The sequence below is a fragment of the Actinomyces acetigenes genome, from assembly GCF_031296635.1.
In the GTDB taxonomy this organism is placed as follows: Bacteria; Actinomycetota; Actinomycetes; order Actinomycetales; family Actinomycetaceae; genus Actinomyces; species Actinomyces acetigenes.
The window spans coordinates 1-14,485 of sequence record NZ_JASPFC010000026.1 but is presented as its reverse complement, the minus strand read 5'-3'; the positions used below and the strand labels follow the sequence as shown (position 1 = coordinate 14,485).

The 14,485-nt window shown below is 71.5% G+C and carries 9 protein-coding genes; all 9 read right to left on the bottom strand.

Annotated features, from left to right (window positions below; translation table 11 throughout):
• Positions 1-37 precede the first annotated feature (37 nt).
• Positions 38-904, bottom strand: coding sequence for a glutathione S-transferase C-terminal domain-containing protein (locus tag RIV14_RS10155; protein WP_081381267.1), 867 nt, complete (start codon positions 902-904; stop codon positions 38-40).
• A 256-nt stretch (positions 905-1,160) separates the two neighbouring features.
• Positions 1,161-4,196, bottom strand: a complete 3,036-nt coding sequence (locus RIV14_RS10150; RefSeq protein ID WP_075372450.1) for a tetratricopeptide repeat protein — start codon at positions 4,194-4,196, stop codon at positions 1,161-1,163.
• Between the two features lie 388 nt (positions 4,197-4,584).
• Entirely contained in the window at positions 4,585-5,412 is an 828-nt protein-coding gene (locus RIV14_RS10145; protein ID WP_256699287.1) for a hypothetical protein, read from the bottom strand.
• A 29-nt stretch (positions 5,413-5,441) separates the two neighbouring features.
• The gene (locus RIV14_RS10140) at positions 5,442-5,882 is read right to left on the bottom strand and encodes a YbjN domain-containing protein (protein ID WP_075372448.1); all 441 of its coding nucleotides are present in this window, start codon (positions 5,880-5,882) and stop codon (positions 5,442-5,444) included.
• Between the two features lie 123 nt (positions 5,883-6,005).
• Entirely contained in the window at positions 6,006-6,497 is a 492-nt protein-coding gene (locus tag RIV14_RS10135; protein WP_075372447.1) for a hypothetical protein, read from the bottom strand.
• Between the two features lie 159 nt (positions 6,498-6,656).
• Entirely contained in the window at positions 6,657-7,712 is a 1,056-nt protein-coding gene (locus RIV14_RS10130; RefSeq protein ID WP_070659301.1) for a hypothetical protein, read from the bottom strand.
• A gap of 521 nt (positions 7,713-8,233) precedes the next feature.
• Entirely contained in the window at positions 8,234-11,887 is a 3,654-nt protein-coding gene (locus RIV14_RS10125) for a DUF4011 domain-containing protein (protein ID WP_256699286.1), read from the bottom strand.
• A 323-nt stretch (positions 11,888-12,210) separates the two neighbouring features.
• Complete coding sequence (locus tag RIV14_RS10120) at positions 12,211-13,368, bottom strand: ABC transporter ATP-binding protein (RefSeq protein ID WP_075372445.1); 1,158 nt, start codon at positions 13,366-13,368, stop codon at positions 12,211-12,213.
• On the bottom strand, positions 13,365-14,485 hold a 1,121-nt coding region (locus RIV14_RS10115; RefSeq protein WP_428978879.1), incomplete at its 5' end, for an ABC transporter permease. The genes RIV14_RS10115 and RIV14_RS10120, both read right to left, overlap by 4 nt.

Here is a 14,485-nt window from a genome sequence, read left to right as displayed (position 1 = left end):
AGCGATCCCAGGGGGTATGCACCGGGAGCACCAGTCGTCAGCAGCCCAGGGCGCTGCGCTCCTCTGACCCCACCCAGCCCGAGCGGCTCTCCAGGGCGCGGAACCAGCGGGCCAGCGCCGGCCAGAAGGAGACTGACGGCGCCTCCCCGCCGGGGTAGTGCTGGCGCCCGCCGTACTCGTAGGACTGGACGGTGGTGAACAGGCGGATGTCGCTGCCGGTGGGCTTGTCGCCGCACAGGTACTGGCCAATGGCGACGACGGCGGACAGGGCCGGCCCGTCGAGCATCGTCAGGCCGTCCTCACGGGAGGCCTCCATCCGCGTGGCGCGGGCCAGGAGGGTGTCGATGACGTCGAAGCCCACGAGGACGCCGTTGGCCGCCGCCGCGGCCTTCTCCGGGTCCTGGGAGTGAGTGGCCACCGCGTGGCCGACGTTGATCTGCGAGCCGATCCACGTATCCCAGGCGTCGGTGGAGTTGCGACGGTTGAGCGGATAGAGGTCCGGGGCGCCCTCGCGCTGGAGGTCCCACCAAGCAGTGGACAGGTCGAAGAGCATGTCGCCGGAGTCGTCGCTGACGACCTCGCCGGTGGTGGTGTCCACGAGGGCCGGAACGGTGGGGGGCGGCTCGTAGCCGGGGGTCTTCTCGTAGACCTCGGCCAGGGAGCGGGCGCCGAGCGCCGGATCCACGCCGGGTTCGCCGTCGGGACCGGTCAGCTCCCAGTAGCCGTCCGCACCCTTGCCGTAGCTCCAGGACACAGGGATCGCCTCGGTCAGGCCCAGCAGGCGCCGGGCGATGAGGACGCGGCGGCACCACGGACAGGCCCCCGATGCCACGAGTCGGTAGCGCCCCGCCTCCACGGGCAGGTCGCCGCTGGGTACGAATCGGTGTGAGACTGCGATGGCCAAGGGGTGCCTCCCGGGAGGGTCGTCGAGGGGTTGGATGCCCACGGCTAATCATTCCTCGCATATCGGCCGCCGTCACCCGATTCTCACGGGGCGGAATCTCGCATCCCGTACCCGCCGACGCCGACGGTCCTCACTCAACGGGGACATCCTGCGCGTGGGGTTGCACTACCTCTCGGCCAGGGCGGCGTCGCAGTCCAGGACAGTGTTGTGGGCCGGGGAGGAACCGCATCGCGGGCCGCGCAGCCCGCGCCACACGTCAGCGCAGCGTCTCCTCGATGGAGGCCACGAACTCCAGGGCGTCATGCCCGTCCCAGTACGGCTCGCCCAGCAGGTCGCGCACGCGGGCGCAGGCGGCCAGGGCCTCGTCGCGCTCGCCGCGCTCGGCGTGCAGGCGGGCCAGCATGCACAGGGCGCGCGAGGCCGAGTCGCGGTCCTCGGTGTCCATGTAGCCGTCGTAGGCGGCCTCGCAGTGCTGGACGGCCTGCCAGTTCTGGCCGGTGCGCCACAGGATCCAGGCCATGTCGTCGTGCCAGTCGCCGATCTCCCACGCCGAGGAGTAGCCCTCGGTGTCGGCCACGCCGGCGAAGGCCTGGCGGGCCTCCTCCATGATCTGGCGAGCCTCGTCGAGCCGGGCCCGGGCCATGGGCAGGGTGAGGTCGTCCACCAGCGCCCGCGCCGAGCGGCGCAGCGCCCGCCCCCGGTCCAGGCAGCCCTGGTCGGTGCGGGTGTCCTCCAGGTCGGCGGCCTGGCGGAACAGGGCGGCGGCGCGCACATTGTCCTTGAGGTTGGAGGCGGCCATCGCCGCGTGCGAGAGGTACTCCCCCGCCAGCGCCCGGCGCCCCTGGTCCTGCAGGATCCGGGCGGCTTCCAGCGAGTGCTCGGCGACGCTCTCCTCCTCACCCATGGCCATGCCGGTCTGGGCCAGGAGCCGGTGCAGGTACAGGGCGATGCTCCTGGCCCCGGTGCGCTGGGCCAGAGCCAGCGCGGACTCCAGGACCTCGGCGCTCTCCAGGAAGCGCTCAGAGGCCTCCAGCGCCGAGCCCAGGGACAGCAGGGAGGCCACGGCGTACAGGGTGATGCCGGCGGCCAGCATGATGTTGGCCTGCTCGCGGAACTGGGCGATGGCCTCATCGAACTGGCCCACCTCCATGGAGGAGATGCCCAGCAGACGCCGACCGCGGGCGGCCAGGACCGGAGAGACCTTCTCGTGGCGGCGCATGACCTCCTCGGCCAGCAGGCAGCCGTTGTAGACGTCGCCGCACTCGGCCAGGACCTCGGCGCGCGCCATGTCGAGGATGTCGTCCATCCGCTCGGCGTGGCGGTCCTCGGGGACGGCGTCGGCGGCGCGGGCGACGACCTGGATCGCCCCGAGCGCCTCGTCCTTGGCGTGCAGGTCGGTGAGGACCGAGGCCCCCACGAGCAGGGCGTCGGCGGCCAGGACGAGCGCGTCGGTGCCCCCGGGGTCGAGCAGCTCGGTGGACACCAGGTCCTCGACCTGGGCCTCGATCTGCCCGATGAGGGAGGTGGCCCGTTGCAGGCGCTCATCGCGCACGGTGTCCTGGGAGCGCTCGGCGATGGAGTCGGCGGTGATCTCGTTGTCGAGGTTGAGCAGGTCCACGTAGTAGGCGCCCAGTGGCCCGAAGGCCAGCTCGATGAGGGGGCGGATCCGCAGGCGCTCGGCGATGGCCTCGTCCATCTCGGTGCGGCAGGTCATGGCGGCGGCGCGCAGCAGCCCCGTGTGGTACTCCAGGCCCGGGATCTCCTCACCGATCGGGGGCAGCAGGTCGCGCGTGGCCACCTGGTCGACGACGTACCAGTAGTCCATCGTCGAGGAGCCGATGGTGCGGCGGTGGTCGGCGTAGCGGCGCACCGCCTCCTCGCCGTTGCGCACCGGCCGGGGCCGCACGAGGTCCACCAGGGGGAAGGGCTCATTGCCGCTCTGGTGGCTGGTGGCGGCGTGGGCGCGTCGGCCGGCCGTCTCCTGGCTCGACGACGTCGTGCGGGGCGCGTGCTCCTGGACCAGGCCGTTGTCGTCGGCCACGAGACCCAGGAGGGAGGCGACGTCGGGGGCGGCGCCGTCCTCGTCCACGGTCAGGCTCGTCTGGGCCGCCTCGGGCAGCTCCTCGGAGGGCTCCAGGAGGTCGACCTCCACACCCAGCCCGTGGACCGCGCCGGGGGCGGCGTCGAAGGCGGCCCGGGCCAGGGAGCGCTCCAGGTGGTCGGAGACGGTGGAGTTGCCGTTGCGCGTGTCGAACTGCTGGGCCAGGCGCCGGGCCCAGCCGGTCATCTCGGCGTAGGCGCGCGAGATCGTGGTGGAGGACTCCAGCCCCGGCAGCGGGTACCACAGGTCGGCGGCCGGGACCTCGACGCCGAGGGGCTCCTCGCCGCGGCCGGCCCGCTCGGCCTCGCGCAGCACCAGGCTCATGCCGCGCAGGGCCGACAGCAGCACGTAGGCGGACTCGGTCTGCGCCAGCCAGGACAGGTGACGGCGCAGGATCTCCAGGCCCCGGTCCACCCGCCCCACGAGGGCCAGGTACTCCAGGTGGTAGGACAGGGAGATGAGGGCCTTGGGGTTGCGGCGGATCTCCCGGTAGGAGCGCAGGTGCGCCTCCCAGGCCGCCCGGGGCCGGCCGGAGGCCAGCAGGGGCAGCAGCACGAGGGACTGCGTGGTCTGGGGCTGCACTGAGCAGCTGACGGCGCCGGTCAGCGCGGGCACGGCGGTGGCCACGGCCAGCTCCCAGGCCTCGGTGCGGTAGGCGAAGGCGACCTGGCGCATGGGGTCGCAGCCCTCGCAGTCGGCGTTCTCGTCGCGGTGGGTGGCCCGCCAGGCGGCCAGCTCCTCGGCGGCCTCCTCCTCGAGGCCCAGCAGGCCGGCGACCGAGGCGCGCTCTCCGTGGACGACGTGCATGGAGGCGCCCCCGGAGCGGTAGAACTCCTCGAGGCTGGCCTCGAGCTGGCGCACCTTGTCCTTGGAGACCCTGGGGTTGGCTGCCGCCACGGCCACCGCCCACTTGAAGTGCCAGTGCAGGGTGCGCACCTGGGCGTCGTCGAAGGCCTCGGGGCGGCGCTGGTAGCGGCCGAGGTTCCACGAGAAGGGCGCCAGCGCCTTCCACGCCTCGTTGCCCTGCTGGTAGGCCTCGGTCAGGGCCAGTCGGGTGGCGATCCGCAGGTCCTCGTCGCCCAGTGCGTCCGCCCAGCTGACGGCCTCCGCGATGAGGGCCGAGGTCTGGGGGCCGTGGCCGAGGGCATCGGCGTAGGCCAGACGCTCGAGGATGTCTTCGCGTGTGGTCATGGAGTCTGTCCTTCCGGGCGGAGCCTGACGTTGCACCGTCATGAGGCGAAGGCTTCCACCGTGTGCTGCAAGAACGCACGGAATGCGGTCCGTGTACCCCAGGGACGCCGTGGGTGGAGCGTCATCCCGCACCGCTCACCGGTGAACGGCGGCATGGGCATGTCGGGCTCCTTTCGTCCAGAGGGCAGTTGTCCGACGTCCAGTGTTACCGAACAGTTATAGAATCCGCTACTGCAACGGCCAGCGGCAACTCCGCCTCAGGGCATGTCGGGGACGAGCGCCCCCACCGGACCGGCCGGCTCCAGGACCGCCCACCCCGACGCAGGCTCCCACCACTCCAGTGTTTCCAACGGATGCCGCCGCGCCGGGTTCGTCAGACCTGCGCGAGCTAGGACACGAGCAGGGGCTTGGGGGTGTCGGTTGTCTCAGCCCCGGTTCCGCCCTCAGCATCACCCGGAGCGCCGGGGGCCGGCCCGTCGACGACGGCGGCCATCTCCACCGTCGCATCGGCCGTGTCGGCAGCCACGCCGACGGTCACATCGGCCGTCATCGCGGCGACAGGAGCCTGCGCGCTCAGGTGAGCGGGCTCTCCTCCCACGGCCTCAGCAGCGCCGGCGCCGCCGGCGGTCCCGGCGGCCTGGGCAGGCCGGGGCGCCTCGGGCAGGGCAATCACGGTCGCCCCGCTGCCCTCGCCGTCGCCATGGGTCTCGACCTCGGTCTCCGGCCCGCTCTTAGCCCGGGACGCGGGTGCGCTCTCAGCCTCCGGCCCGGCGTCGGGCCGCCTGTCGGCAGGGGCGTCCTGGGCGGCCAGGAGACCGAGGACCTCGCGCAGGGCCGTATCGACGCCGTCGAGGATGAAGTCCAGGGTGCCGGCCAGCTGGGCGTCGTCGAGCCCGACCCCGATGTTGGTGAGGACCTCGGCGCACAGGCCCAGGCCGGCGTCGTCGACCTCGGTGTAGAAGGCGGGGATGAGCCGGCCGCTGGAGACCTCCTGGGCCACGGCGCGCACCCGCGAGAGCTCCGCGGAGCCCGGCAGGTCGGCGGCGAGCTGGTAGTGGGCGCGCACGGCGAGGATCCGGCGGTCGACCACCATGAGCACGTAGTCGAACCCGGCCGCCGAGAAGCGCACCACCCCCTCGGACAGGTCGAGGTCGTATCGGTGGCCGCGCGCGGCCAGCCAGGCGGCGAGCCGCCTGAGGGTCACGGTCGGGGTCACTGACCCCTCCGGCTGATTCCACCAGGCCATCAGTCCTCCTCCCAGGTGACGAGCTCGGGGAAGCGCTCCTGGACGGTGGAGAAGAAGGCAAGGGTCATGCCCAGGCCCATGTCCATGAAGGCGTCGAGCTGGGCCTGGCTCATGCCCGCGCCGACGTAGGCCACCATCTGGGTGCTCAGCAGGAGGCGGCCGGGGTCGTGGGCGGGGGTGACGGCCAGGTCCGGGCCGTAGGTGGAACGGTGCTGGGCGTCGATGAAGGCGCGCATCTCATCGAGGCGCTCGGCCGCCGGGCGCCCGCGCCACATGCCGGCCACGACGAGGGCGGCCTCCTGGTCGTGCAGGTAGACGCCGATGTCGCAGCCCGGGAAGCCCATGAAGACGGCGCCGTCCTCCTCGGGGCCGGCGGTGATGCCGTGCTGGGACAGCCAGGTCTCGACCCGCTGAAGGGTCAGAGCTGGTTGGGCGCTCATGGGATCTCTCGCCTCCTTCCCGGTGCGGGACGTGATGCGGATTCGGTGCGGGTGGCGCCGCTGGGGCGTGCGGCGCGCAGCTGATGATCCGGCCTGGGGCCGGTGGTGATGCAGGGTGGGCCGTCAGAACTCGATGTCGGAGGCGATGTCCGCGACCGTGTCGACCTGGCCGGTGCCGACCTGTGTGCTGCGCACGCTACCCGTTGAGGCCCCCCGACCCCTAGTCGAGCGCGGGGCGCCGACGGCGTCGGGTCGGCTCCCGGCTGCCGGGATCCCTGAGCCCGCCGGCCCGGCGGGGCCCCGGGAGGCGGCGGGGGCGCCGGGCCCCTCCGGGAGTCGCGCCAGCGCCTGGTCCAGGGAACGGCCCAGGACACCGGAGGCCGACTCGGCCAGGGTCAGGCAGCGCGAATCCATCTGCTCGGAGGCCGTGTAACCACGGCGGCCGGCGGCCGGGCTGCGTCGTCCTTTGCCGGCGCGCGCGGTGGGCTCGTTGCGCCCGGGGCGAGTGCGCTGGGGGGCACCCGCAGAGGCGGCCCCCACTCTCCCGTCCTCCCTGGCACCGGATGACCGGGAGAAGGAGGCGCTGTCTTGGGACTTCTTGCGGAAGCCGACCATGGTGGTCCTTTCGGGAACGGTTCCGAACGGCGTCGGGCCGCACGGGGGACGAAGAACTGACAAGCCGACGGGACGGCGAAGGAGTCGCGGCACGTCGTCGAACTCGAGCCGTCTGCGGATCGCCCGAGTGCCAGGCTGGGCGGACGGCGGGTGGGAACGCTAGCGGGGCACCTCGCAGGAGAGCTGGTCGGCGGCGTGGGCCTGCTGGCTCCACAGCTCCTCGGTGAAGGTGTTGTCCAGGATGGAACGGGCCAGGGGCTCGTCGGGGCGCATGATGTCGCGCACCGTCTGCAAGATGAGCTGGCGGCGGTCCTCGAGGCCCTCCTGGCCCAGGATCTGGGCTGAGCGGCCCAGGCCACCCATGAAGTTGACGTACTCCATGGCGTGGTACTGGGGGGAAACCTCGTCGGGGCGCAGCTGGTGGGTGCGGGTCTCCAGCGCCTTGCGCACGTCGCGGCGCAGGGCCTCCTGGCCGCCCTGGGAGCGCACGTAGAAGGGAAGCAGCCGGTTCATCATGAGGTAGTGGGCGATGGCGTAGTCGACGTAGTAGAAGAAGGCCAGGCCCACCCCCTCCTCGGCGGCCTGCTCCGACTCGGACTTCTGCCACTCGGCGTAGCAGGTGGTCTTGGCGACCTCCTTGGCCCAGGTGGGCGCGGCCGCCATGGCCTCGGTGGGCTGGAAGGCCACGCGCGACTTGCAGCGCGGGCAGGTGATGAACACCGGCATGTGGTAGAGCTCGGGCAGCGGCACCGGGTCGCCGCACTTGTCGCAGGTGAAGGAGAACTGAGCCTGGCGCCAGTCGGTCATGGCCCGGTTCCACTCCTCGCGGGCCTGCTCGGCGCGGCCGGGGGCGAAGACCTCCTCGATGATGTTGCGCAGGCGCGCCTCGAAGCCGCCCACGAGGTTGGCCGCGTCCTGGAGGCGGGCGGAGAGCTGACGGTCCTCGTCGATGGACAGGTCGGCGTCGATGTCCAGGAAGGGGGCGAAGTGCTTGGCGAAGACCCTCTGGGCCTTGGTGTGCAGGAACATGATCTGGGCCTCGACCTCCGAGCGGAAGGCGGAGACGGAGGCCGGATCGGTGATCTGCATCTCCATCGCGGTACGGGCCGAGCTGACGCCGAACTCCCGGGCGCGAGCCTCCAACCGGTCCAGGTAGGTGCTCAGGCGCTGAGTGAGTGCCTGAAGCCGCCGGTAGTAGCGGACGTAGGCGGACATGTCAGGCTCCTTGCGGTGGAGGATCGGGATTATCACTGAGGAAGGCGCCGATTGCCGAGGCTGTAGACACGCGACCCGGGGCCGGCGACCACGCCGACGCACGAGCCCGGCACAGAGACGCCCACGGCTGCCAGCACTGTGGATGCTACTCAACTAGAGACTTCAACTGCGACCTGTTCGTGATCTTTTGACATCGCCAGGCTCAGCATCCGGGCAGGACTCCCCCTTGCCATTCCTCCGACGACATGACTTCTCGTCCGCCCACAATGGCGGCGCCATGCAGGAGAAAAGTCCTGGCGTGACCCGCGTCGGAGCGAACCGAGAAACGCCGATAAGTGACAAGGATCACGACGTCGATGTAGGTGCGATCCGGCTGGCCGGAGCCTGCGACGAGACCTTCCTGTGACCCGCAGCTGGCCCAACGGCCCTTGAACCGCGTGTTCGTAGGGTAGGTCGCCAGTTCGTACCCTTAACCCCCGAACGCGAGGCATAAGGTACGAACGCGACGACGGGGCCGGCGGCTACGCGCGCACGCCCTCCACGTCCTTGAGGGCCTTGGTGAGAGCCTCCGCCACCCCACGCGCTCCAAGACTGCGGTTCTTCGCACTCAGACGCTTGAGTGCCCACCTGAACAGGTCTTCCTGGGAGGCCCACTCCGGGTTCTTCGCACATGCCTGGGCCATGAGCCCCACCAGCTCGCGGGGATGGATCTCCTGGATGGACCCCACATGGTCCAAGGCGTTACGACGGTAGGTCGGAGCCGCGAGCGCGTCGTCCCGGCAGGCCCACACGAAGCCGTCCTCGTCGAAGTAGGCGAAGGCCTCCCCCAGGGCCGCCCGGATCGACTCCTCGCGTGATTTGACGGTTCGCGACAGTCCGAAGGCGCGGGAGATCTTGACGTAGAGCCGATGCTTGGAGATCGGGGCCTCGACCTGGCAGATGGCAGTGGCGACCTCGACAAGCACCTTCCTGGCCTCAGGGTCAGTACTGGCTCGGTCGAGGATCTCCAGGGGGCGCACACCCGCCGGGGTCCAAGCGGTGTACTCCTCGCCAGGGGCACGCGGGCCGGAAGCAGGAACCGGCGCCTCGCCGCCCACGTCGGTGGCGCCCCGGGCATCAGCCTTCGAGTCGTCGTCGGTCAGCGACGCAGCGTCCTCAGCACGGGCAGCCTGCCCCGACTCGAGCACGGTGGTTGACGGCGTCGGCGGCACCCAGTGGCCGCCGGCTGCCGTGACGAGTCGGGCGACGACGGCCTTCGGGTCTGCCACCCATTCGGGCATCCAGACCCGCTCGACCCGCTGCCAGCCCATGGTGTGCAGGACCTCGACCGGCAGCAGGTCGCGGTCGACGACGCCCTCTCGTTTGTTCCACTGCGGCCCGTCGAGCATGACGGCCACGGTGGGGAGGTCTGGCTGGTCGGCACGTGCCAGCACGAGGTCGATCTCGAAGGTGGAGTGACCGACGCCGGTGTGGACCACGAGCCCGGCAGCGTCCAGCGCCTCGGCGATCTCACGCCGGTGCCAGTTAAGGGGGCTCTGCGAGGCCGGCAGGGCCCGTGGGGCCCGTCCCTCGGCGGCCTGGTGGAGGTAGGCGCGCAGGTCCTTGACTCCTCGGTGGGCCGTGCGCTCGGCGTGCAGGTCCTGGGGGTCGAAGCTGGTGAAGATGATGATCTGCCTGCGGGCCCGAGTGATGGCCACGTTGAGGCGGCGCTCGCCGCCTGCGTGATTGAGGACCCCGAAGTTCAGCGGCAGGTCACCGTGCGAGTTGGCGGCGAAGGTCGCTGAGAACAGGATCGTGTCGCGCTCCTCACCCTGGACGTTCTCCAGGTTTCTGACGAACAGGCCGTCGCGGGCGTCGAGGGCCTCAATGACTCGGGGTGATGCGGCCTTGCGCAGCCTGTTCTCGATGAGGTCGCGCTGGCGGTCGTTGAAGGTGATGACGCCCAGCGAGGGCAAACGCTCGGGGGATGCCTCGACGTGCCGGAGCACCTCCTCCACGACGCGTTGAGCCTCGTGCGGATTGGTGTTCGGAGAAACACTGGGGTGCCGAGCCCTGTCCTCGGGCCGGAAGTAGCGGCCGCGAACCCGCCGCAGTGAGATGCCGTGCCCACCGGGGCCGTCATCAGAACCGGCGGCCATGGTCAGCGGGCTCGGGAAGGTGAGCAGCTTGCCGTCGTAGTAGTGGCGGTTGGAGAAGGCGACGAGGGACTCGTCCCGGCTGCGGTAGTGCCAGGTGAGACGGCGCTGAAGCAGACCACTATCCAGGCACCGGGTGAGGATGGAGTCGGCCTCGGCCGCCTGCTCCCCTCGTGTCTCGCCGGCAGCGGGGGTGGGGGGCATCTGCTTGGGGTCACCGACCACGACCGCACTGCGGCCGCGCCCCATGGCACCCACGGCATCGGCCACCCGGATCTGGGAGGCCTCATCGAAGACGACAATGTCCACGTAGCGGCGGTCGGCCGGGAAGAACCGGGCCACCGAGTCGGGCGAGACGAGTAGGCAGGGAGTCAGGGCGGTGATGAGGTCGCCGTAGGTGCGGATCAGCTCGCGCACACTCATGGCGCTGCGACGACGGTTGAGCTCGCTGCGCAGTGCCTCGGCGCGGGCGGCGGCGCCCTGAAGGACCTGGTCGCGGTGGGCCAGGACGACGTCGAGCAGTTCGGGGGTGAGGGCTGCCCGCAGCTCTTGGAGAGTGCTGCGGTAGCGGTCGATGAGCCGGTTGTGGGCGGCGGCGTCGAAGGCGTCCAGGCCGGTGGCGCGGGCCCGCTCCTCCAGGGCGGCTTGGGCGGCCGCAGAATCGGCGGAGTCTTCAGAGCCCCCGAGCTGGGCAAGTATCTCTCGGAGCCTGCTATAGGACGGGCCAGCCGGTGCCGGCTCGTACAGGCCTCGGCGGTAGGTGTCGAGCTCGGCGCGGATCCCTGCCAGCTCGGAGCGCAGCACAGTCGGGTTAGAGCGCTCAGCCACTTCACCGGCGCCGACCTCGGACCCGGCGCCGTCTCCGGGCTCTCCTCGCCGCAGGGCCAGGGCGCGGCGCAGTGCCCGACGAACCTCGGTCGGCTTCATTCCGTTGTCGTGCAGGTTGAGCAGCAGGTCCCCGATGCCGGTCTCCTCGCGCAGGCGCCGAGCGACGACGTCGAGGGCTGACTTCTTCTCGGCGACGAACATGATGGTCCGCCCCGTGGCCAGTGCCCGGAAGATGAGGTTGGAGACGGTCTGGGACTTTCCCGTTCCGGGCGGCCCCTCGACGACGAGGCTGCGTCCGGCGACGGCGTCGGCCACGATTCGGGCCTGAGCGGAGTCCGCGGCCAGGGGCAGGTCCTGGGTCGCCTCGTCGATATCGAGATCCGTGTGAGCCGGCCCAGCCGGGTCCACGAAGTTGTGGTGCCCTCCGGCCATGAGGTGGGCGACGAGAGGGTTGGCGGAGATCGTCGGCCAGTGGTCCTCGAGGTCCTTCCACATCCGGTAGGTGGAGAAGCGGAACAGTCCCAGGTGGACCGTGGGGGTGACGACGTCGTCCCAGCCGGCACGTCGCAGACGGTCGCGCACGTTGTCGAGAGTGGCTCGAAGGTCGATGCCGTGCTCGTCAAGCTTCGGGCTCCTCAGCTCGGTGAGCTCGATACCGGTGTCCCGCGCGAAACGGTCGAGGAAGGAGTAGTTGGGTGTGGAGGCGCCGGTCTCGTCGAGGATAAGCCTGAAGTCGTCGCCGATCCGCTCGAGGTTGACCGGAATGAGGATGAGCGGGGAGTGCAGGCGGCTGCCGTCACTGTCCCAATGGAGGGTGCCGATGGCCAGGTAAAGATTGTTGGCGCCGGTCTCCTCGACGGCGGTACGGGCGCTGGTGGCCAGGGCCTGGAGGCGCTGCACACGCTCCTTGGGTGCCAGCTCGACCTCGACGGTTCGTTCCTGCAGGAATGATTCCGCTCGGATCTGCTCCTGCTGAAGGTCGTCGTCGGACAGCCCAGCGGGCCGGTATCGCCCCGCGGCGAGGGTGATGTACTCCTTGTCATTAACAAGATCCTCGAGCTCATCGATGAGCGCCGGCGGGACGCGCAGCTCCACGGCGTCGCGAGAGATGCGATTGATGAGGGGGTTGCGCAGGGAGAGGTCGAGCAGGCTCTTCTGCCAGTTTTGGACCGGTGTGGGCGCCTTGGGCACGGGCAGGTTGTCAGAGGTCATGGAGTTCATGCGGTTCATGGGTGGTGAAGGGATGGGCGTCATCCCGCTCGCCCGACTCGGCTGGGCCGGCTCGGACGCCCCGCACACCACGAGCCTGTCGTTGAGGGACGCCGATGGCCGCCGGTGGACGGCCGCTGCGGGCAGGGGATAGGGATTGCTCCGGCCGACAAGCGCAGATTACAACGGCCCTGAAAGGAACAGACCATTCCTCCGAAGAGCCCCTCCCCCGCGTGTTCGTAGGGTAGGTCGCCGGTTCGTACCCTTAACCCCCGAACGGGCGGCATAAGGTACGAACGCGACGGCGGGTCTTCCGCACTGGTGTCTTACAGGCGGGCGGTGCGGGCGGGGTCGAGGCTCAGGGCGACGCACGTCCCGGGAGCGTGGGGGCGCCGGGTCAGGGCGGTAGCACGGGTAGCACGGGCCGGCTCACGCTCAGCCGGGACATCCGCCCCGACTCCGGCCAGCCCGTCCGGTCCGGCCAGCCCGTCCGGCCCCGCCAGGCCTGCGAGCCGTTCGGGGTTGAGCTCGACCTCCACCTCCCACTGGCCGCGACGCAGCCGCGAGGCCAGCACGGTGGCCGGCACGGTGGCCGGCACGGTGGCCGGCAGGGTGGCCGGCAGCGTCCCCGGTGTCTCCGGTGCCGCCAGTGTCTCCGTCTGCGCGGACCCACCCCGCTCCCCCGGTTCCCCCTCAGCGGCCTCCACCACGCGCAGCGCGCCGGGGGCGAGGGCAAGGTCGCCGACGACGTCGAATCCCAGGAACCGCGCCACCTTGCTGCTGGCGGGGTCGGCCCACAGGCGTTGAGGGGTGTCCAGGCGCAGGAGGCGGCCCGCCTCCATGACGCCGACCCGGTCGGCCACGGTCATGGCCTCGTCCTGGTCGTGGGTGACGTAGAGCGCCGTCGTACCGCCCTGGCGCAGGATGGTGCGCACGTCGGTGGCCAGCTGCTCGCGCAGGGCCCGGTCCAGGGCGGACAGGGGCTCGTCGAGCAGCAGGAGCCTCGGCGCCGGGGCCAGCGCCCGGGCCAGGGCCACCCGCTGGGCCTGCCCACCGGACAGGGTCGTCACACGCCGCCGCTCGAAGCCGGGCAGGCCGACGAGCTCGAGCATCTCGCGCACGCGCTCGCCCCGCTGGGCACGCGGCAGGCCGGTGAGCCCGTAGGCGATGTTGCTGCCGACGTCGCGGTGCTCGAAGAGCTGGCCGTCCTGGAACATGAGGCCAAAGCCGCGCTTGTGGACGGGCACGCGCACCATGCTCCGCCCGTCCCAGGCGACCTCGCCGGCGGCCACGTCCTCCAGGCCGGCCACCGCCCGCAGCAGGGAGGACTTGCCCGAGCCCGAGGCCCCCAGGAGGGCGACGACCTCCCCGGCGGCCACCTCCAGGTTGACGCCGTCGACGGCGCGCAGGTCCCCGTAGGTCACGGCGAGTCCGCGCACGGACAGGCCCGTCGAAGCACTGGTGCCACTGGCAGTAGGGCTCATGGCCGCTCGCCTCCGTCCGTCCTGGGCCCGCGCACCCGAGCCGCCTCGTTGCTTCCACCCGTCGCGCCCGCCGCTTGCCCACCGGCCCGCAAGGAGACCCCACGATCCGGGGCCGGCAGACGCTTCGACGTCCCAGCCGGCCCGGGCGCCGGGTCCGAGGCGGATACGGCGTCCGCCCGTCGCTCGCGGCGAGTCTCAATGCGACCGCCGCATCCGCCCGCAGTGCCCTTGACGCCCGCCAGCCTGCGCCCGTCCAGGTTTGCAGCGCTCAGGAAGTCTGCCGATCGACTGCTTCGTGCCCCCACGTGCCGACGTCGCCCGGGGCCGAGCCGGGTCTGGAGCCACTCGCAGCCGAGCATGACGGCGGCGCTGCCCACCGCCAGGACCACGCCCCCTGCCAGCGCCATCCCCTGGTTCTGGGAGCCGGGGCTGCCGATGAGCCGGTAGACGACCACCGGCAGGGTCGGCTCCTGGGGGCGGGCCAGGAACGACGTCGCTCCGAACTCCCCCAGCGACGTCGCCAGGGCGAAGCCGGCCGCCAGCCCGCCGGCGCGCAGCAGCTGGGGCCCGTCCACGGTCGCCAGCACCCGGCCGGGCCCGGCCCCCAGGGCGGCCGCCGCCTCGCGCTGACGCGGGTCGATGGCGCGCAGCGCCGGCAGTAGGGTGCGCACCACGAGCGGCACAGCCACGACGGCCTGCGCCAGCGGCAGGATCCACCAGGAGCGGGTCAGGGCCAGCGGCGGGCGCGCCAGGGTGATGAGGAAGCCGAAGCCGACCGTCACGGCGGACACGCCCAGCGGCAGCATGAAGGCGGCGTCGAGCCCGGCGATGACTCGGGCCAGCGCCCGGCTGCGGGGTCGGCGCGAGACCACCAGGCACACCGCCACCCCCAGGCTCAGGGCGATGGCCGCCGCCGCCACGGACACGGACACCGAGTTGGCGGCCGCCTCCCACACGGTCACGAGCAGGGCGCTGCGCCCGCCGGTCGAGCCCAGGTCGGTGTAGTTCGCCAGCGTCCAGGCGCCGTCGCGCTGCAGGGAGCGCGCCACCAGCACCGCCATCGGCGCCACCAGCAGCCCCCCGACCGTGGCCGCGGTGACCGCGAGCGCGGGGGTGT